This window comes from Streptococcus parasanguinis (genome assembly GCF_040908565.1).
Classification (GTDB): Bacteria; Bacillota; Bacilli; order Lactobacillales; family Streptococcaceae; genus Streptococcus; species Streptococcus parasanguinis_AC.
This window is the reverse complement of record NZ_JBDGEA010000005.1, coordinates 61,599-82,070: the sequence shown is the minus strand read 5'-3', so window position 1 is coordinate 82,070 and position 20,472 is coordinate 61,599. Positions and strand designations below refer to the sequence as shown.

General features: G+C 41.8%; 20 protein-coding genes and 1 pseudogene. 20 read left to right on the top strand and 1 reads right to left on the bottom strand.

Annotation, left to right across the window (positions count from 1 at the left end):
- The 14 genes and pseudogenes from AB5Y61_RS03810 to AB5Y61_RS03745 all read left to right on the top strand — a co-directional run bounded on the left by AB5Y61_RS03810 (window position 1) and on the right by AB5Y61_RS03745 (window position 13,303).
- Window positions 1-405: a PTS sugar transporter subunit IIA gene (locus AB5Y61_RS03810; protein ID WP_155169899.1), complete on the top strand. Its 405-nt coding sequence runs from the start codon at window positions 1-3 to the stop codon at window positions 403-405.
- Between the two features lie 82 nt (window positions 406-487).
- Window positions 488-1,657: an SIS domain-containing protein gene (locus AB5Y61_RS03805; protein WP_368403226.1), complete on the top strand. Its 1,170-nt coding sequence runs from the start codon at window positions 488-490 to the stop codon at window positions 1,655-1,657.
- Window positions 1,658-1,738: 81 nt separating this feature from the next.
- The gene (locus AB5Y61_RS03800) at window positions 1,739-2,779 is read left to right on the top strand and encodes an aldose epimerase family protein (RefSeq protein WP_368403225.1); all 1,041 of its coding nucleotides are present in this window, start codon (window positions 1,739-1,741) and stop codon (window positions 2,777-2,779) included.
- Window positions 2,780-3,214: 435 nt separating this feature from the next.
- Window positions 3,215-4,213: a Holliday junction branch migration DNA helicase RuvB gene (gene ruvB, locus AB5Y61_RS03795; protein WP_368403224.1), complete on the top strand. Its 999-nt coding sequence runs from the start codon at window positions 3,215-3,217 to the stop codon at window positions 4,211-4,213.
- Between the two features lie 6 nt (window positions 4,214-4,219).
- On the top strand, window positions 4,220-4,786 hold the full coding sequence (locus tag AB5Y61_RS03790; RefSeq protein ID WP_368403223.1) for a nucleotidyltransferase family protein: 567 nt from the start codon (window positions 4,220-4,222) through the stop codon (window positions 4,784-4,786).
- 173 nt (window positions 4,787-4,959) lie between these two features.
- A complete protein-coding gene (locus AB5Y61_RS03785; RefSeq protein ID WP_070666655.1) occupies window positions 4,960-5,385 on the top strand; it encodes a low molecular weight protein-tyrosine-phosphatase in 426 nt (141 codons plus the stop codon).
- Between the two features lie 28 nt (window positions 5,386-5,413).
- The gene (locus tag AB5Y61_RS03780; protein WP_368403222.1) at window positions 5,414-5,818 is read left to right on the top strand and encodes a hypothetical protein; all 405 of its coding nucleotides are present in this window, start codon (window positions 5,414-5,416) and stop codon (window positions 5,816-5,818) included.
- The gene (locus AB5Y61_RS03775; protein ID WP_368403221.1) at window positions 5,808-7,610 is read left to right on the top strand and encodes an acyltransferase family protein; all 1,803 of its coding nucleotides are present in this window, start codon (window positions 5,808-5,810) and stop codon (window positions 7,608-7,610) included. The genes AB5Y61_RS03780 and AB5Y61_RS03775 overlap by 11 nt, the downstream gene beginning before the upstream one ends.
- A gap of 403 nt (window positions 7,611-8,013) precedes the next feature.
- The gene (adhE, locus tag AB5Y61_RS03770; RefSeq protein ID WP_070845585.1) at window positions 8,014-10,665 is read left to right on the top strand and encodes a bifunctional acetaldehyde-CoA/alcohol dehydrogenase; all 2,652 of its coding nucleotides are present in this window, start codon (window positions 8,014-8,016) and stop codon (window positions 10,663-10,665) included.
- Between the two features lie 311 nt (window positions 10,666-10,976).
- On the top strand, window positions 10,977-11,528 hold the full coding sequence (locus AB5Y61_RS03765; protein WP_368403220.1) for a hypothetical protein: 552 nt from the start codon (window positions 10,977-10,979) through the stop codon (window positions 11,526-11,528).
- A gap of 9 nt (window positions 11,529-11,537) precedes the next feature.
- Window positions 11,538-11,843, top strand: coding sequence for a hypothetical protein (locus tag AB5Y61_RS03760; protein WP_368403219.1), 306 nt, complete (start codon window positions 11,538-11,540; stop codon window positions 11,841-11,843).
- Entirely contained in the window at window positions 11,843-12,166 is a 324-nt protein-coding gene (locus tag AB5Y61_RS03755) for a hypothetical protein (RefSeq protein WP_003009394.1), read from the top strand. The genes AB5Y61_RS03760 and AB5Y61_RS03755 overlap by 1 nt, the downstream gene beginning before the upstream one ends.
- Before the next feature lie 172 nt (window positions 12,167-12,338).
- Window positions 12,339-12,758, top strand: a pseudogene (locus tag AB5Y61_RS03750) (zinc-binding dehydrogenase); the annotation flags it as partial.
- A 158-nt stretch (window positions 12,759-12,916) separates the two neighbouring features.
- Window positions 12,917-13,303: an ABC transporter permease gene (locus AB5Y61_RS03745; protein ID WP_368403218.1), complete on the top strand. Its 387-nt coding sequence runs from the start codon at window positions 12,917-12,919 to the stop codon at window positions 13,301-13,303.
- Between the two features lie 116 nt (window positions 13,304-13,419).
- Here AB5Y61_RS03745 and AB5Y61_RS03740 read toward each other — a convergent pair whose 3' ends face one another.
- Entirely contained in the window at window positions 13,420-14,259 is an 840-nt protein-coding gene (locus tag AB5Y61_RS03740; protein ID WP_347112533.1) for a MurR/RpiR family transcriptional regulator, read from the bottom strand.
- 476 nt (window positions 14,260-14,735) lie between these two features.
- Here AB5Y61_RS03740 and AB5Y61_RS03735 point away from each other — a divergent pair, with 476 nt between their 5' ends.
- The 6 genes from AB5Y61_RS03735 (at window position 14,736) to AB5Y61_RS03710 (ending at window position 20,301) form a co-directional block, all read left to right on the top strand.
- The gene (locus tag AB5Y61_RS03735; protein WP_347112534.1) at window positions 14,736-15,410 is read left to right on the top strand and encodes an N-acetylmannosamine-6-phosphate 2-epimerase; all 675 of its coding nucleotides are present in this window, start codon (window positions 14,736-14,738) and stop codon (window positions 15,408-15,410) included.
- Between the two features lie 16 nt (window positions 15,411-15,426).
- Window positions 15,427-16,350: a dihydrodipicolinate synthase family protein gene (locus AB5Y61_RS03730; RefSeq protein ID WP_061591045.1), complete on the top strand. Its 924-nt coding sequence runs from the start codon at window positions 15,427-15,429 to the stop codon at window positions 16,348-16,350.
- A gap of 27 nt (window positions 16,351-16,377) precedes the next feature.
- Complete coding sequence (locus tag AB5Y61_RS03725; protein ID WP_061591044.1) at window positions 16,378-17,919, top strand: sodium:solute symporter; 1,542 nt, start codon at window positions 16,378-16,380, stop codon at window positions 17,917-17,919.
- Between the two features lie 25 nt (window positions 17,920-17,944).
- On the top strand, window positions 17,945-18,403 hold the full coding sequence (locus AB5Y61_RS03720) for a YhcH/YjgK/YiaL family protein (protein ID WP_000587140.1): 459 nt from the start codon (window positions 17,945-17,947) through the stop codon (window positions 18,401-18,403).
- Between the two features lie 188 nt (window positions 18,404-18,591).
- Window positions 18,592-19,701 carry a Gfo/Idh/MocA family protein gene (locus tag AB5Y61_RS03715; protein ID WP_000248712.1) on the top strand — a complete coding sequence of 370 codons (1,110 nt, stop codon included), beginning with the start codon at window positions 18,592-18,594 and terminating at the stop codon, window positions 19,699-19,701.
- 150 nt (window positions 19,702-19,851) lie between these two features.
- Complete coding sequence (locus AB5Y61_RS03710) at window positions 19,852-20,301, top strand: YhcH/YjgK/YiaL family protein (protein WP_368403217.1); 450 nt, start codon at window positions 19,852-19,854, stop codon at window positions 20,299-20,301.
- Window positions 20,302-20,472 lie beyond the last annotated feature (171 nt).

Below are 20,472 nucleotides of genomic sequence, written 5' to 3'. Positions count from 1 at the left end.
ATGGCAAAAGAGTTAGTATTGGTCAGCCATGGTCGCTTCTGTGAAGAGCTTAAAGCCAGCACAGAGATGATTATGGGACCACAAGAATCCATCCATACAGTTGCACTCTTACCAGAAGAAGGGCCAGAAGACTTTACTGCTAAATTTGAAGCAACAGTTCAAGGCCTAGAAGACTATATTGTATTTGCAGATCTATTAGGAGGGACTCCTTGCAACACTGTGAGCCGCTTGATCCTTGAAGGACGTGCGATTGACTTATACGCAGGGATGAATCTTCCGATGGTTATCGAATTCATCAATAGCAGTCTGACTGGTAGCGAAGGGGACTACCCTGAACGTGCAAAAGAAAGTATTGTCAAGGTCAATGACCTCTTGTCAAACCTTGATGATGATGAAGATGAGTAGGTTGGTAGGGAGTCTGGGAGTATCATCTCAGGCTCCTTTCCCATTTATCAATGTTAGATTGTAGAAAGGAACAACAGTTTTTATGTTAGACTATACAAAAGAAGACTTGCAGGAGCTAGGAGCAGAGATCACAACACGTGAGATCTACCAACAACCAAGTGTTTGGAAAGAAACAGCCCGCTTGTACCATGAAAGAGAAGCGGAAATAAAAGCTTTCTTAGAAAAAATTGGGCAAGAGCATGACTATATCAAGGTCATCCTGACAGGAGCGGGAACCTCAGCTTATGTGGGCGATACCTTGGTTCTTTACTTGCAGGAAGTCCACGATGAACGCCACTGGAATTTCCAATCCATTGCGACGACGGATATCGTAGCTCATCCTCAAAGCTATTTGAAAAAAGAGGTTCCGACGGTTTTAGTATCCTTTGCCCGGAGTGGCAACTCGCCTGAAAGTGTTGCGACAGTTGAGTTAGCTCAAGACTTAGTCGATGAACTCTATCAGATCACCATTACTTGTGCGGAAGAAGGGAAACTGGCCCAGCAGGCCCACGGAGATGAGCGCAACCTTTTGCTTCTCCAACCTAAAGAAACCAATGATGCTGGCTTTGCCATGACTTCGAGCTTTACCTCTATGCTCCTGACAGCTCTCTTGGTCTTTGATCCAAGTGAGGAAAAAACCAAAGAAAAACGGGTAGAAGAATTGATTCATCTGTCAGAGCAGGTCTTGGAGAAGGACCGTGAGGTCAAGGAAGTGGTCGATCTAGACTTCGAGCGCCTGATCTATCTGGGGGCAGGACCTTTCTTTGGTCTAGCCCATGAAGCCCAGCTCAAAATTTTGGAATTAACAGCAGGCAAAATCGCAACCATGTATGAGAGTCCTGTCGGCTTCCGTCACGGTCCAAAATCCCTCATCAATGACCAGACCCTCGTCTTAGTCTTTGGATCCATTGATCCTTATACGCGCCAGTATGATCTGGACTTGGTTCGCGAAGTTGCAGGGGATCGGATTGCCCGTCAGGTCATTCTCTTGACCGATCAAGTTGCAGGCATTGAGCATGTACGAGAAGTGTTGGTGGAAGCTTCTGCAGACTCACTAGATATTTACCGTGCCTTCCCTTACATTATCTATGGTCAATTGATTTCTCTCTTGACTTCGCTCAAGGTTCAAAATCGCCCAGATACGCCTTCACCAACTGGTACCGTCAATCGGGTTGTGCAAGGGGTGATCATTCATCCATTTCATAAAGAATAGCCACTATTTTTCTATAAAAAGTGGAGTGTTTCATCTTGTGAAACTGATACAATGGAGAAAAACAGTGAGAGGAGAAGATTTGTGAAACAGTATCAAGAAAGCGTGTTTGGGGAATGGCAGAATCAGGAAGTTCGGGCTTATCGCTTCGAAAATGACAAGGGCTACCAATTGTCTGTCATGACTTATGGTGCGACGATTTTAGAATATGTGACACCTGATAAAGAAGACCGGTTTGCTAATATTATCCTAGGCTTTGATTGCTTTGAGGACTATGTAGGCAACAGCCCTAAATATGGGGCTAGTATTGGTCCAGTGGCGGGCCGGATTGCGGGGGCCAGTTTTGAACTCAATGGAGAGACCTATCACTTGGAAGTTAATAACGGTGCCAACTGCAATCACAGTGGATCGACTGGTTGGGACAGCGCCTTGTTTAGCGTGGAGTCGGTAACGGACCAAGAAATCACTCTGTACACTGAGCGTGCGGATGGGACTGGTGGTTTCCCTGGAAATCTCAAGATCTGGGTGACCTATGGTTTGACGGAAGATGGTGAACTCGAGATTGCTTATCGGGTAGAAACGGATCAAGACACCTTGGTCAACCCGACCAACCACAGCTATTTCAACCTATCAGGCAACTTCACTCAGCCGATTAATGACCATGTCTTTCAGATCAATCATCAGGGGCTTTACCCCATCCACCCAGATGGTGTTCCTCTTCAGACCGTGGATAGAGAAAGTCCAATCGTTCAGCATCTCTACCAAGCTATGCTCTTAGAGGATCTCTTTAAGGATTCAGATCCGCAAATCCGCCTGGTAGAAGGATTGGACCATCCTTTCGCTCTACCAGAAGGGCATGAAAATGCCGGCTTTCTTTACCATCAGCCATCTGGACGCTTTTTGACCTTCAAGTCAGAAGCTCCCGCCTTGGTGGTGTATTCAGCCAATTTCGTAGACGAAACTGTTCATCTGCAAGGGCAACCAATGGTTCAGCACAATGGCTTGGCTCTAGAATTCCAAACAGTGCCAGATGCCATTCACAGTGACCAGGCTGAAAAGGTCATCCTGAGAGCAGGTCAAGTCTTCACTAGCAAGACCAGCTACCATGCCATCGCTAAGAAATAAAGAGGAAAGGGGAGTGGCCAAACAAGGATGTGAAATTCTTGCTTGAGACCTCCTCTTTTTCTCAAAAAAATTTAGAAAAACTATAAGGAAAGTTTAAGCTTCCTATTGTATACTAATACCATCATCAAAGACCTCCTAACTTTGAATGATAAAACTCCTAAAACTTTTTCATAATAATCTCCCTATAAGAGCCACCAAAACCGGTGGCTTTTTCTACGTTCCTTATTATGGTGAAGGCAGTCCAATCGGGACGCAGACGAACTTAGGTACATTGATGCAGTTCGAACGTTAGTGAGAACTACGATCTTTATTTTTCACGAACATCAGCGAGCTTAGGTACGTTGACGCAGTTCGAACGCAAGTGAGAACTAGGATCTTAAAAAACACATTCTATTTGTGGTACCCAAGGTATCATTTTTTGCTATAATAGACTGTATGAGTAGAATTTTAGACAATGAAATCATGGGCGATGAAGAGGCCGTTGAACGGACGCTGCGCCCGCAATATTTACATGAATATATTGGTCAAGATAAGGTCAAGGACCAGCTGAAAATCTTTATTGAGGCGGCGAAGCTTCGGGATGAAGCGCTGGATCATGTCCTTCTTTTTGGCCCTCCGGGGCTTGGGAAAACCACCATGGCTTTTGTCATTGCCAATGAACTGGGCGTCAATCTCAAGCAGACTTCTGGTCCTGTCATTGAAAAGGCTGGTGACCTGGTAGCTATCCTTAATGACTTAGAGCCGGGGGATGTCCTCTTTATCGATGAGATCCACCGTCTGCCTATGTCAGTCGAAGAAGTGCTTTACAGCGCCATGGAAGATTTTTACATCGACATTATGATTGGCGCTGGCGAGACTAGCCGGAGTGTCCATCTGGACCTTCCTCCTTTCACCTTGATTGGGGCGACGACCCGAGCTGGTATGCTGTCCAATCCCTTGCGCGCTCGCTTTGGAATTACGGGTCACATGGAATACTATGAGCAAGATGATTTGACAGAGATTGTCGAGCGGACCGCCGAGATCTTTGAGATGGAGATTACCCACGAAGCTGCCGAAGAGCTTTCTCTTCGTAGTCGTGGGACCCCTCGGATTGCCAACCGGTTGCTTAAACGGGTGCGTGATTTTGCTCAGATTATGGGCGATGGCTTGATTGACGATACCATTACGGACAAGGCCCTCTCCATGCTGGATGTGGACCAGGAAGGACTGGACTATGTCGATCAAAAGATCCTGCGCACCATGATTGAAATGTACGGCGGTGGTCCGGTCGGGCTTGGGACTCTATCGGTCAATATTGCCGAAGAGCGCGAGACCGTAGAAGATATGTATGAGCCTTACTTGATTCAAAAAGGCTTTATCATGCGGACCCGGACAGGGCGCGTGGCGACCCGCAAGGCTTATGAACACCTGGGTTATCCCTACAATGGAGACTAGAAGAAAATGCTGACGGAAGAAGCAATCGTAGAACAAATCCAAGCGGATCCGGAGATGATGACTGTCTTGGCCATTATTCGGGATCTAGACTTAGCAGATGCCTGGTTAGCAGCGGGCGCGGTGCGCAATTTCATCTGGAACCAGCTCTCTGGAAAACCAGGGTTTGATGCGACAACCGATATGGATCTAGTTTTTTATGACCCTGCAATCAGCTATGAGGAGACTCTCCAGATTGAGCAGGAATTAAAGAAGAATCATCCCCAGTACGCTTGGGAAGTGAAGAATCAAGTCTACATGCACCAGCATAGTCCAGGGACGGCCCCTTATCGCAGTGCCTGTGATGCGGTTTCCAAATACCCCGAGCAATGTACGGCCCTTGCGGTTCGCTTAAGGAAAGATGGTCAGTTAGAGCTCTTTCTCCCCTATGGGACAAGGGATATCGAAGACTTCATCGTTCAGCCGACTCCGCATTTTTTAGCCAGCCCAGAGCGTTTAGCGGTTTATACAGAGCGTATGAAAAAGAAAAATTGGCAGAGTAAATGGCCTCCATTAGAGGTTCGTTTTCCAAAATAGAGAAACAGATCAGATTTGAAAAAGGAATCTGATTTTTCTTTAAAATGATGGAGTCCCTTTGTCATCTTTCTGTCACATTTTTGTTATAATAGTAATAGTATGCTGGTTTTCCATAGTGGAAAGCGAAGAGCTCAGCTAGGTTGGGCAGTCCGAACAAGGAGTTAGGTGGAATCATGAAAAAAATCGTCTTTGTCTGCTTAGGAAATATTTGTCGGAGCCCCATGGCGGAGTTTGTCATGAAGGACTTGACGGATCAGTATGAGATTGAAAGTCGGGCCACCTCTAGCTGGGAACATGGCAATCCTATCCATCGGGGAACCCAGAAAATCTTTCAACAACACCAGGTCCCGTATGATCCAGCTAAGACTTCCTTACAGATCAAGGAAGAGGATTTTTACAACTTTGATTTGATCCTAGGGATGGACGAAAACAATGTAGCAGATCTGAAGCGAATGGCTCCTGCAGGGACAGAGCACAAGATTCATCTTTTTGCTGCTGAAAGTGTGCCAGATCCATGGTATACCGGTGATTTTGAGGAGACCTATTCCAGAGTCCTGACTGGCTGTAAGGCTTGGTTGGATCAGCTAGCCACTTCCTAAGAGTTTGAGATGTGAGAGAATACAGAATATGAAAGAATTTTATGAGACCTATAAGGTCTACCTAACGCGAAAAAATTTAGAAATAGCAGCATTAGTAGTGATTGTCTTATCTGCTTTGCTGGTTTTCTTTTCGGCCATTCCAGGTAAGGGCGTCTTGACCTTGGACAAGGGGGCGATCCGTTACGACGGAAGTTTAGTCCGTGGCAAGATGAATGGCAAGGGAACCGTCACCTTTAAAAATGGGGATACCTATACAGGTAACCTCGTCAACGGATCTTTTAGTGGCTATGGCAAGTTTAAGTCCAAGGATGGATGGACCTATGAGGGACAGTTTGTCAATGGTCAGCCGGAGGGCAAAGGAACCTTAACCACAGAAGCCAACGTCGTATACAAAGGAACATTCAAGCAGGGGATTTATCAAAATGCGCATTAAATGGTTTTCACTCGTCCGTGTCACAGGACTCTTATTGGTATTGCTCTACCATTTCTTCCAGAAGGCCTTTCCTGGAGGTTTCATTGGGGTAGATATTTTCTTCACCTTCTCGGGATTCTTGATTACAGCACTTTTGATTGATGAATTTGCGCGTAATCAAGGTATCGACTACCTGGCTTTCTTGAAGCGACGCTTTTACCGGATTGTACCGCCTCTTGTCTTTATGGTTTTGGTTGTGATGCCTTTTACCTTTATGGTCCAACGGGACTATGTGGCTGGTATTGGGACTCAGATTGCGGCGGTCTTCGGTTTTGTGACCAATTTCTTTGAGATGGCAACGGGTGGTAGTTACGAAAGTAACTTCATTCCGCATCTCTTCCTTCATACCTGGAGTTTGGCTCTAGAAGTGCATTACTATGTGCTCTGGGCGCTTTTGGCATGGTTCTTGGCTAAGCGGGCTAAGACGGTTGGAAAGTACCGAGGCATGCTCTTCTTAGCATCCAGCGGGCTCTTTCTCTTCACCTTCTTGTCCATGTTCATCCGCGCCTTTCTGACAGCTAATTTCTCCACCATCTATTTTTCTAGCTTCACACACATCTTCCCCTTCTTTGCGGGATCATGCCTAGCAACGGTGACAGGGATTGCTAATGTCAGTCCAAACTTTACAAAACTCGTACAGTCTTGGAGCATGAAAAAGACCTTATCGGTCTTGGGCGGAAGCTTTGCCTTCTTGTTTGCCCTCAGTCTTTTCTTGCCGTTTGATAGCTTGTGGACCTATCTGTTTGGCTTTTTAGCAGCAACGATCGCAGCCTGTGCTATGATTCTGTCGGCCCGCATTCTTCATGAGAAGACGCCAAATAAAAAGGAGCCGGCTATCCTTAATTTTCTTGCGGATACCAGTTATGGCGTTTATCTTTTCCACTGGCCTTTCTTTATTATCTTTTCTCAACACTTGGGAAATATGATGGGAGCCCTTGTGACGACGATCGTTTCCTTGATTCTAACAGCTCTTTCCTTCTACATTTTGGAGCCAACCATTGCAGGCAAGGAACCTCGTGTCTTTGGCATGAAGATGGATCTCAGTTTTTTGACCAAGCCGATCTTTTACCTCATGATTCCACTGGCTCTCTTGATGGTTGGAATCTCCGCCTTTGCACCAACCGTCGGAGCTTTTGATGAGAGTTTGGTAGTGAGTGGGCTCAATCAAGCAGACAGCAAAATGCAGGTCACACGGACGCAGGTGGACAATGCGACTGCAACAGACTATAACGTCTCAAATGGTGTGACCATGATCGGTGACTCCGTTAACTTGCGGGCGCAGGACTACCTGACTAAAGCGATCCCTGGCATCCAGATCGATGCAGTGGTAAGCCGTCAGTTGGAAAATGGAATGAAGGTCTTTGAGACCGATATCTCCAATAAAGTTCTCCTAAAAAATGTAGTCATTGCCCTAGGAACCAATACTGTAAGCAACTACAAAGAATTGCTGGATCAGTATGTTGAAAAACTTCCAAAAGGCCGTCGCCTGATCCTTGTGACACCATATGATGGTCGATATGCCAACGATCAGTCCAGCGAATCGGTTCAAACGCGTCTTTATGAGTTAGAACTAGCCAAGAAGTACGACTTTATCACCATTGCGGACTGGTATCAAGTAGCAATTGAAAATCCAAACATTTGGGTGGGAACAGACTCTGTTCACTTCAATATGGAAACCAATGGCGGGGAACTCTATGCTCAAACAGTTAAAGAAGCCCTAGATAAGGCTGAAAAAGGACCAGTCAAGAAGTAAAAATACTTCTCTGAAACTGAAACAAAACATATCCTAACAAAATAAAACAAAAAGCAACTTTATACTTGTAAAAAGTTGCTTTTTTTTAGTAAGATTAAGAAAACGCTTACAAAAATCAATTGAAAACATCACTTTGTGAAGAAAAAGTTTTTTAAATTATTTTTTCACAATTTTGAGAAAGAATTGCTTTTACATCAATTAAATTGATAAAACTTTCACAAACTTCAAAAAAATCTTTGTGAAAGTTGCTTGGAAGTGTTTACAAAAACCTCAAAATAGAGTACAATTATATTGTGAAATAATTAACAAATCGAAATTTCTTACACTATTCTTGAAAATTTCCGAAAACATGAAAAAGTTCTAGAAAAGGATAAGGGTTTCAAACATTGGAGGAAAGCATCAAATGGCTGATAAAAAAACTCTCTCACCTGAAGAAAAGAAACTCGCTGCTGAAAAACACGTAGACGAGTTGGTGCAAAAAGCGCTTGTTGCGCTTGAAGAAATGCGCAAATTGGATCAGGAACAAGTAGACTACATCGTGGCAAAAGCATCTGTAGCTGCTCTTGACGCACACGGTGAGCTTGCTCTTCATGCATATGAAGAAACTGGTCGTGGAGTCTTTGAAGACAAGGCGACTAAAAACTTGTTCGCTTGTGAGCACGTTGTAAACAACATGCGTCACACGAAAACAGTTGGTGTCATTTCCGAAGATGACGTCACTGGTTTGACTCTTATTGCTGAGCCAGTCGGAGTTGTCTGCGGGATCACTCCTACAACAAACCCAACTTCAACAGCAATCTTTAAAGCTTTGATTTCCTTGAAGACACGGAACCCTATCGTCTTTGCCTTCCACCCATCTGCTCAAGAATCATCCGCTCATGCAGCACAAATCGTACGCGATGCAGCAATTGCAGCTGGAGCACCTGAGAACTGTGTGCAATGGATTACCCAACCTTCTATGGAAGCAACCAGTGCCCTTATGAACCATGAAGGAGTTGCTACGATCCTTGCGACCGGTGGGAATGCCATGGTAAAAGCCGCTTATTCTTGTGGAAAACCAGCTCTTGGGGTAGGTGCCGGAAACGTTCCTGCCTATGTTGAAAAATCAGCTAATATCCGCCAAGCTGCACACGATATCGTCATGTCTAAATCATTTGACAATGGTATGGTCTGTGCGTCTGAACAAGCGGTCATCATCGATAAAGAAATCTACGATGAGTTTGTTGAAGAATTCAAATCTTACCACACTTACTTTGTTAACAAAAAAGAAAAAGCCCTTCTTGAAGAGTTCTGCTTCGGCGTAAAAGCCAATAGCAAGAACTGTGCGGGTGCGAAGTTGAATGCGGACATCGTTGGGAAACCAGCAGCATGGATCGCAGAACAAGCTGGCTTCTCAGTTCCAGAAGGAACCAATATCCTTGCGGCAGAATGTAAAGAAGTTGGTGAAAAAGAGCCTTTGACTCGTGAAAAATTGTCACCAGTCATCGCTGTCTTGAAATCTGAAAGCCGTGAAGACGGAATTAACAAAGCTCGCCAAATGGTTGAATTCAACGGTCTTGGTCACTCAGCTGCCATCCATACAGCTGACGAAGAATTGACCAAAGAATTTGGTAAAGCAGTTAAAGCCATTCGTGTGATCTGCAACTCTCCTTCGACTTTCGGTGGTATCGGGGATGTTTACAATGCCTTCTTGCCATCATTGACACTTGGATGTGGTTCTTACGGACGCAACTCTGTTGGGGACAACGTTAGTGCCATCAACCTCTTGAATATCAAAAAAGTCGGACGCCGGAGAAATAACATGCAATGGATGAAACTACCTTCAAAAACATACTTTGAACGTGATTCAATTGAATACCTACAAAAATGTCGTGACGTTGAACGTGTCATGATCGTTACAGACCACGCTATGGTAGAGCTTGGTTTCCTTGATCGCATCATCGAACAGCTTGACCTTCGTCGCAACAAGGTGGTTTACCAAATCTTTGCAGACGTAGAACCAGATCCAGATATCACAACTGTTGAACGTGGTACAGAGATCATGCGTGCCTTCAAACCAGATACTATCATTGCTCTCGGTGGTGGGTCACCAATGGATGCGGCCAAAGTAATGTGGCTCTTCTACGAACAACCAGAAGTGGACTTCCGTGACTTGGTTCAAAAATTCATGGATATCCGTAAACGTGCCTTCAAATTCCCATTGCTTGGTAAGAAGACGAAATTTATTGCGATCCCAACAACATCTGGTACAGGATCTGAAGTAACACCATTTGCCGTTATCTCTGATAAAGCAAACAACCGTAAATACCCAATCGCAGACTACTCATTGACTCCAACCGTTGCCATCGTAGACCCTGCTTTGGTATTGACAGTTCCAGGATCTGTTGCAGCAGACACTGGTATGGACGTCTTGACGCACGCGACAGAAGCTTACGTATCACAAATGGCTAGCGACTTCACAGATGGTCTTGCCCTTCAAGCTATTAAACTTGTCTTTGAAAACTTGGAAAGCTCAGTGAAGAACGCGGACTTCCATTCACGCGAAAAGATGCACAATGCGTCAACTATTGCAGGTATGGCCTTCGCCAATGCCTTCCTCGGTATTTCTCACTCAATGGCCCACAAGATTGGTGCGCAATTCCACACCATTCACGGACGGACCAATGCGATCTTGCTTCCATACGTTATCCGTTACAACGGTACACGTCCGGCTAAGACAGCTACATGGCCTAAGTACAACTACTACCGTGCAGATGAAAAATACCAAGATATCGCTCGTATGCTAGGACTTCCATGCTCTACACCAGAAGAAGCCGTTGAAGCTTACGCAAAAGCTGTATACGAACTTGGTGAACGCTGTGGTATCGAAATGAACTTCAAAGCACAAGGCATCGATGAAAAAGAATGGAAGAAACATTCTCGTGAATTGGCCTTCCTTGCTTACGAAGATCAATGTTCACCAGCTAACCCACGTCTTCCAATGGTAGACCATATGCAAGAAATCATCGAAGATGCTTACTATGGTTACAAGGAACGCCCAGGACGTCGTAAATAAGACGCCAAGGAAGAACTGATGTTTATCAGCTATCCCTCGCTCGAAAGAGTGGGGGATTTTTGATGGTATTTTCAAATTTTATGATAACTATGGAAATTGTAAAATCTACTTTATCTTGGTGATTTAGGGTTGGAATTCTCTTTCTTTCATAAAGAATTAGACTTTTTTTCAGAAATTGTGTTATTTTTATAGCATTCCGGGCTAATTTATGTTACCCTATAGTGTGTGAATCTGCCTGTAGCTGAAGGGTTATGATAGTTTTTCAGTTATAGGAAACGAAAAAACAAATCCAAGAAAGGAGGCCATCTCAAATGGAGTTAGAAGGTGAAGTGCAAGATCAGGCACAGAAAATTATTGAAATGCCCCAACGAGATCGGGCGACGTCCGCTTCAGAAAATCAGCCATCATCTGCCTCGGTGGTCTCCATGTATGGACAGGAAAAGCCAAGCATTCCGAGTCTCCATCAGCAATTGGCAGGAGCATCTGGTACCCAGACCATTCAATTGCGAGAGGAATTGGTATTGGCAGTAGCACAGAATGCTTCAGCGCAAGCGACGGTCTTTGAGGCCGAGCTCAAAGATCAGCTAGAAGTGGCCAAGGAGACGGTTTCCCATAAGGTTGCGGAGGTGTCACAAATGGCCCACAGCATGGCCCAATTTTTAACAGACGCAGAAGTGGAGCAACTATTAGGAGAGTTCTCCATGGATACTTGCTGGGACCAAGCGGTCGAGGCGGAAAACCTGGCTCAAGCAAAGGCCTACTCGACACGTCTGTCAGATCTGGCAGGCCAACTGGAGGCTGCATCAGCCCAATTGGTGGACTTGGATACGGGACAAGCAGCGGCCTTTGATTTTCATAAGTAGGAGAAAAAGATGTTAGAGATCCTGGGAGAGGATAGAGAACGAATTGAGGAGCTCCATCGAGAGATTAAAAAGGAGCAAGAGCGGATTGCGATCCGAAGTTTGATTGCAACGCAAAAGGCCTTGATGATGTTGGAAGGGATGAGTTTGCAGGTGACCTTGGCCGGTCAATCCGAGAAGATGCGCTCTTTTGCCACAACAACTCTAGTCAGTGATTTGAAAGATGGATTTACAGGAGGAGCAGCGGACGCGGTAGAAGCAGCACTGAAATCAGTGAAGAAGCCAATCTTATTGAGTCCGATTAAAGGAGGTATGTGATGTACCATTCAGGAAATAGTGAATTAGAACAACTAGAAGATCGACATTACCGCTTCAACCAGAAACTTAGCGAGTTGGAGTGGGATTATGCGGATATGCGTATGGATGTCCGCCAACATACAGAAAATTTAGTAGACTGGCTGAGTGCTCTGCATTTTCAAGCCCCAAGTGCGGAGGCTCAAAGTGGCTTGGAGCGTTTATTTGCCTTGCAAGAAGAGTTTGAGGCAGAACTAAAGCGCTATGAAGAGCGTTTAGAAGAAGAGCGTGAGCGCGAGCAGCAAGAGTACTATAAGCAGCGCCAACAATTAGAACAAGGTGATTGAAACATTCCTCTGGTAGAGATAAGAGGAATGTTTTTGTTTGCTCAAAAAACTTTTAAAAATGTGCTCATAAAATATTGTAAGCGTTTGCTTAGTGTGTTATAATATTCACAAAGAAACGAAAATAAAATGATTTTATCAAACCAACAAAGAAAAGGAGTCACTTATGAAAGCTGCAACTCACACCATCTGATCCAGCGATATTGCGGAAATCAAGGCCTTTATCAATGAAGTGACGGATGGCCGTGGGGTCGATATCTCCATGGAATGTGTGGGTTATCCTGCTACCTTTGATGTCTGCCAAAACGTCATCTCTGTCGGTGGTCATATTGCCAATGTCGGTGTCCATGGAAAACCAGTTAGCTTCAATTTGGACGAATTGTGGATCAAGAACATTACCCTCAACACCGGTCTTGTCAATGTCAATACCACTGAAATGTTGCTCAATGTCTTGAAGTCAGGTAAGATCGATGCAACCAAACTTATCACCCACCACTTCAAACTCTCAGAAGTTGAAAAAGCCTATGATGTCTTTAAACATGCGGGTGAAAACCACGCACTCAAGGTGATTATCGAAAATAACATCAGTGAATGAAGTGGCAACTAATATTTGTTCATAGTTTTTTTAGACGGACCAGAGATATTCTGGTCCTATTTTCAACCCCACATAGCCCATGATTCCTTGCAAAATAAATTTGTTATCTTATAATAGAAGTACAGAAAACGATTACATAAAGAGAAAGGTGTGATCTTATGAAACGGTTTCGTTATCATCATGAATTCTGGATGGACTTCCATTTCTGGATCTTGGTCTTGCTTTTAGCGGTTGTAGCTTTGATGATGCGGGCTCCGCTTTCGGGTATTAGCCTAGCTTATCTTGCTTTTGTTGGGATTTTGATTCTGTTGCAGGTCTTACAACCGCCTGTATCGACACGGCAGTACCCAGAAGGTAGCTACCATTTCAATTGGACCTTTTATCGGGATACCCGACTGTATATCAATCTCTTTTTGTTAGCAGGTCTCTTGGCAGGCCCAATTGCTTCATCGGATGTGGTCTATTGGATCTTGCTTGGAGCCGTCGTCGGCTCTATCGGCTTTGTATTTGTTGTAAAGGAAAAAGCGACTCAAAAGATGGCCTAAGTAGATGAGATGGTTTCAATATTATAGAGTAGAAATACTTCTTTAGAATAATCAAAAAAACCAAGAAGGATGAGATAAAACTCATCCTTCTTGGTTTTTTTAATAGGGAGACCATATTAAGATTTTCGAGAACGTTGACTAGAGAGTTTTTTGTGTTCCCAGTAGCTATTAAAGACGATTTCTTTTTGTTCTCGGTTGATATTAAGAAAATGGGCATAGATGAGGTCGACCACAATTAGTAAGGGGAGAACCGCCGAGATGCGATCGATATAGGTATTGCTTGGAAGAGGTGCAGCGGGTACCACTTCAGTGAAATCTTGGTGGACACCAGCAGGATTGCCAGTTATAAGGACTGTTTTTGCGCCGTTTTTCTTGGCTTTCAACAAACTATCTGTAATAGCGCTCGTCTTGCCTGATAAAGAAAATCCAATGACTAAGCAGGAGGAATCTAGAATGCTGGTGGTCTGATTAAATCCGTCTTGATTAGTCACGACTTCCCCTGCCACACCAAGTCGCATAAGGCGCAATTTCATCTCCCGAGCCACCAAGCTGGAACTTCCAATCCCGAAGTAATAGATCCGATCTGCTTGATCAATTAAATCTGCTACATGCTCTAATTGGGGATCTTTGACGAAATTTTCAGTGACGTTACCGATATGGTGGTAGCGTTGCAAGACGCTGAGAGTGAGTTCGTCATGTTCTTGTACCTGTTTTTGATTTTTTGTTTCTTCGTTAAAGTGATAGACAAACTCTCGATAGCCGGTGAAACCACATTTTTGAGAGAAACGCGTTAAGGCAGCCTTTGAGACATGGAGTAACTCAGTTACACGAGAAGAGGACAGGGAGTGCTGTCGTGCTTCGGATGATAAAAAATATTGGGCAATGTCGCGTTCCATATCTGTTAACTCAGCTTCATGGCTTGCGATAATGGTGCGTAAATCTTGATCTTGTTTCACAGCAATCCTCCTTTCTCACAGGATGAAATAACAGGATTCTCCTATAATATATTACACATTATAACATGGAGACACCCTTTTATTCAAGTAAAAGCAAGTAAAAAACATTGAAACTAGTATCAGTATTTAAAGGGTGAAATAATAATTTTAAAAGTGCTCAAAAGATTAAATTTACTTTCAGGAATAGAAGACTAGAAATAGAAATCATAAAATTGTAGCTATAAGAAATAAATATGGAAGTAAGGTAACACCTTGGAAGAGCTCTTTCTCAGGCTTGATAAGAAAGAACCTTTATAAATAACATAAAGTATTTGTATAATAAATAAAATAGGTATACAATAAAAATATAGGAATTGCCAGGATTTTTTAGAAAGTACTTTCTAATTATAGGAAAAGTATTGAAAATACATTTTTAAAGTATTATGATTAATGGTGTAAGAGCTTACAAACTAAAAAAAGAAGCAGGTGATTAAATCATGGAAGAGTTACGGCATAAGCTGATTGTTTCGTGTCAAGCTCTACCAGACGAACCATTGCATAGTGATTTTATTATGGCTCGTATGGCAGTGGCTGCCGAGGAGGGCGGAGCATCTGGAATTCGCGCCAATTCTGTTGTTGATATTGCAGCGATTCGAAAAGCGGTGGATTTACCGATCATTGGGATCATCAAACGAGATTACGAAGGTGCAGATGTTTATATCACGGCAACTATGAAAGAGGTAGATGAACTCATGACGGTTCGTCCGGATATTATTGCGATAGATGCCACAACTTCTACACGACCAAATGGCGAAAGCTTAGAAGATTTTTTCCAAAAAGTAAAGAAAAAATATCCGGATCAATTGTGGATGGCAGATTGTTCTACTATTGATGAAATGCTGACGGCTGATCAAATAGGTTTTGATTATATTGGAACAACGTTGGTAGGGTATACCAAGCAAAGTAAAGGCGATAAAATCGAATCAAATGACTTTGAAATTATTCGCAAAGCCCTTAGTAAACTATCTCATCCATTAATTGCAGAAGGTAACATCGATACCCCTGATAAAGTCCATAGGGTATTGGAGTTAGGTGCCTATAGTGTTGTCGTAGGTTCAGCTATTACACGTCCACAATTAATTACAAAAAAATTTGTAGAAGCAACAAAATAAAGAAAGAGGTTTCCAAATGACAAATACAAATTTGAAGAAATATGAAGGTGTTATTCCAGCGTTTTATGCGTGCTATGATGAAAATGGTGAAGTGAGCCCAGAAAGAGTACGTGCTTTGACTCAATACCATATTGATAAAGGAGTACAAGGGGTTTATGTCAACGGATCTTCTGGAGAATGTATTTATCTTAGTGTTGAAGATCGTAAGCTGATTTTAGAGAATGTAATGGCGGTCGCTAAAGGAAAACTAACCGTTATTGCCCACGTCGCATGTAACAATACCAAAGATAGCGTTGAACTTGCAAAGCATGCTGAAAGTCTTGGAGTAGATGCTATTGCAGCTATCCCACCTATTTATTTCCGCCTTCCTGCTTATTCCATTGCTCGGTATTGGAATGACATGAGTAAAGCTGCACCAAATACAGATTTTATCATTTATAACATTCCACAACTATCTGGTACTACCCTCACGCGTGACCTGTATGCTGAAATGCGCAAGAACCCACGGGTGATTGGGGTTAAAAATTCATCCATGCCAACACAAGATATTCAAATGTTTGTAGCTGATGGAGGAGATGACCATATTGTCTTTAATGGACCAGATGAACAGTTCATTAGTGGCCGCGTTATTGGTGCAAAAGCTGGAATTGGTGGTACTTACGGGGTGATGCCTGATTTGTTCTTAAAATTAAATGAATTGATCAAAGAATCCGATTTTGAAACAGCTAAAGAATTGCAATATGCGATCAATGATGTCATTTATAAAATGGTCAGTGGTCGAGCAAATCTTTATGCAGTGATCAAAGAAATTCTCCGTCTAAATGAAAAATTAGATCTTGGTTCTGTAAGAGCCCCACTCGAACCATTGCATGAAGAAGATCTTACAATTGCAAAAGAAGCAGCAGAACTTATTCAACAAGCACGAAAAGAATTTTTATAATAAATAAAATCAATATGGAGATATGTTATGGGCACAACAGGATTTACAATAATTGACTTAATTATCTTGATTGTTTATTTACTTGTGGTATTGGTTGCAGGTATCTATTTCTCTAAAAAAGAGATGAAAGGAAAAGAGTTCTTTAAAGGAGATGGTTCGGTTCCTTGGTATGTTACTTCGGTATCCATTTTTGCCACAATGCTCAGTCCGATTTCCTTCTTGGGACTCGCTGGTAACTCTTATGCAGGTAGCTGGATTTTATGGTTTGCTCAATTAGGGATGGTTGTAGCTATTCCACTGACAATTCGTTTTATCTTACCTATCTTTGCACGGATAGACATCGATACGGCATATGATTACTTGGATAAACGTTTTAATTCTAAAGCACTTCGTATTATTTCAGCACTCTTGTTTATTATTTATCAATTGGGACGTATGTCTATCATTATGTACCTCCCATCAGCTGGTTTATCAGTATTGACAGGAATTGACATCAATATTTTGATCATTTTGATGGGTGCAATTGCAATTGTTTATTCTTATACTGGTGGTCTAAAATCCGTATTATGGACAGACTTTATTCAAGGTGTGGTTCTGATTAGTGGTGTCGTTGTAGCTTTATTTGTACTGATGGCTAATATTAAAGGTGGCTTTGGTGCAGTAGCAGAAACATTAGCAAACGGGAAATTCCTTGCTGCAAATGAAAAACTTTTCGATCCTAACTTGCTTTCAAACTCCATCTTCTTAATTGTGATGGGTTCAGGCTTTACAATCTTGTCTTCCTATGCTTCATCTCAAGATTTGGTTCAACGTTTTACTACAACACAAAATATTAAGAAACTTAATAAAATGTTGTTCACAAATGGTGTCTTGTCACTTGCAACTGCAACAGTCTTTTACTTGATCGGTACAGGCTTGTACGTATTCTATCAAGTACAAAATGCAGGTAGTGCAGCTAGCAATATCCCTCAAGACCAAATCTTTATGTACTTTATTGCATACCAGTTACCAGTAGGTGTCACAGGTTTGATCTTGGCAGCGATTTATGCAGCAGCTCAATCAACTATTTCAACAGGTTTGAACTCTGTTGCAACTTCATGGACATTGGATATTCAAGATGTCATTTCTAAAAATATGTCAGACGATCGTCGTACGAAAATTGCACAATTCGTATCTCTAGCAGTAGGTTTATTCTCAATTGTTGTTTCCGTTATCATGGCTCATTCAGATATTAAATCTGCATACGAATGGTTCAATAGTTTCATGGGACTTGTACTTGGTCTACTTGGTGGTGTATTCATTCTTGGTTTTGTTTCTAAAAAAGCAAATAAACAAGGTGCTTATGCAGCGCTGATTGTATCAACCATCGTTATGGTATTTATTAAATACTTCCTTCCTCCAACAGCTGTTAGCTACTGGGCATATTCATTGATTTCAATTTCTGTATCAGTAGTTTCAGGTTATATTGTATCTGTTCTTACTGAAAATAAAGTATCTGCACCTAAATATACAACGATTTATGATATTTCAGAAATTAAAGCGGATTCAAGTTGGGAAGTTCGTCACTAGTCACTAATAGAAAAGAGAAAATAATATGATTATTTCTGAACAATCTGATTTTAGACGATATGCTTCTGTTAATAAACATTTTTCAAAAGTCTGTGATTTTTTAGAAAATACAAATTTGACAGATTTAGTTGATGGAAAAATTGATATTGACGGGGAAAATGTTTTTGCAAATTGTATGACTTATCTAGCTGATGGAGTTCCAGGAGATATTTTTGAAACTCATAAGAAATATTTAGATATTCATATTGTTGTTGAAAATACGGAAAAAATGGCAGTAACTTCCCCAGTTCGTGCTCAGTCACGTGTACCTTTTAGCGAAGAGAAGGATATTGCTTTTTACGATAGCAAAGACTATCAAATTGTTGAATTGCTTCCAGGGAATATGTTGGTGACTTTTGAAGAAGATCTTCACCAACCAAAGATTCATTGCAATGATGAAACTGTTAAAAAACTTGTTATCAAAGTTTTAAACGAGGAAAAATAAAATGAAAAAAATATTAAACAATATGTAACCTTAGGTACTGTATTGGATTGATGTTTGAAAAATTTGATTCATGGTATCGTAATGAACTTCATATGAAAAATGTTGTACCATATATAACATTTAAGATTGAAGATTTGAAAAAGAATTAAAGCTGAAATTTAAAAATATATAGAAAGAGAATAAAAATTATGGTAAATTACGGTATTGTTGGAGCTGGATATTTTGGAGCTGATTTGGCTCGCTCAATGAACAAAATTGAAGATGCAAAAGTGGTTGCGGTATTTGACCCAAATCATGGAGAAGAAGTTGCTCAAGAGTTGGGATCAGATGTTTGTGCAAGTTTAGATGAACTTGTAGCACGTGAAGATATTGATTGTGTGATCGTAGCTTCACCTAGCTACCTTCACCGTGAACCTGTTGTGAAAGCTGCTCAACATGGCAAACACGTATTTTGTGAAAAGCCAATTGCATTGTCTTATGAAGATTGTAAAGCCATGGTTGACGCATGTAAAGAAAATAATGTTATCTTTATGGCTGGTCACATCATGAACTTCTTTAATGGTGTACACCATGCTAAAGAATTGATTACTCAAGGTAAAATTGGTAAAGTTCTTTATTGCCATGCCGCTCGTACAGGTTGGGAAGAACAACAACCAACTGTATCATGGAAGAAACTTCGTTCTCAATCTGGAGGACATTTGTACCACCATATTCATGAATTAGATTGCATTCAGTTCATCATGGGAGGACTTCCTGAAAAAGCGACAATGGTAGGAGGCAATGTATATCATAAAGGTGAAAACTTTGGTGATGAAGATGATATGCTCATTGTAAACCTAGAATACTCTGATGATCGTTATGCTGTTTTGGAATATGGTAATGCTTTCCGTTGGGGTGAACACTATGTCTTGATTCAAGGAACTGAAGGAGCTATCAAACTTGACTTGTTCAATACTGGAGGTACTCTTCGTGTTAAAGGTGAAGGAGAATCACACTTCTTAGTACATGAAACTCAAGAGGAAGATGATGACCGTACAGCTATCTATACCGGTCGTGGTATGGATGGAGCGATTGCGTACGGTAAACCAGGAGTACGTTGTCCATTATGGTTACAAACATGTATTGATAAAGAAATGGAATATCTACATGACATCATTAAAGGTGGAGAAATTACAGAAGAATACGAAAAACTTCTCAATGGTGTAGCTGCTTTAGAATCAATCGCTACTGCTGATGCATGTACTTTATCAGTTAAAGAAGATCGAAAAGTAAGTCTTTCAGAAATCACAAATGCTTAACTATTGTAAAACAGAATAGTAAATTCTTGTCATTTTATAGGCTATTGATACGATAAGAAAATAAGGCCCTATTTCAATGAATAAGAGCAATCAGAAGATGTTGCTTGCTATTTCTAAGAAGCCCAGGTTGAATTCGAAAGGAGTTCCAGTATGGAATTAGTACAATATAAAGATGCAGTGATTGCACGGGACATTCAACACCCTGCACTCAAGAAAGTTGTAGATTATTTAAAAACACATGATGTCAGTCAAGATGAAAAGGGGACACATTCAGTCTCTGATGATTTCTTTTACAATGTGATTGAAATGGAAACAACGGATGAAGACCATCGTGTATGGGAAAGTCACCGAGACTACTATGACGTTCATGTTCTATTCGAAGGAAAAGAACGAATCTCATATAATTTTCTGTCCAATATGAACTTGGAAGATTATGTGAAAGAAGAGGATTGGCAACAAATGTCTGGCCATTCGATGTTTGATATTCATTTCACACCTGGTGCTATTTTATTATTAGATCCAAATGATGCGCATAAGACAGGTTTGAAAGTCGATCAGGCTCAAGATATTCGCAAGATAGTATTTAAAGTGCGGTTATAGCGCGCATTATTCATTCTTTTCATTCCGAGCGGGAGAAATAGAACAATTTTTGAGAGAAGGATCTTGTTATCTAGTCACTGATTTCTCTCATTGAGTGGATCGAAAGGTCCTATAAGATGATGGATGTTCTCATGAATTGTTAATGGAGGTTGGAGACTATTCCCAGCCTCT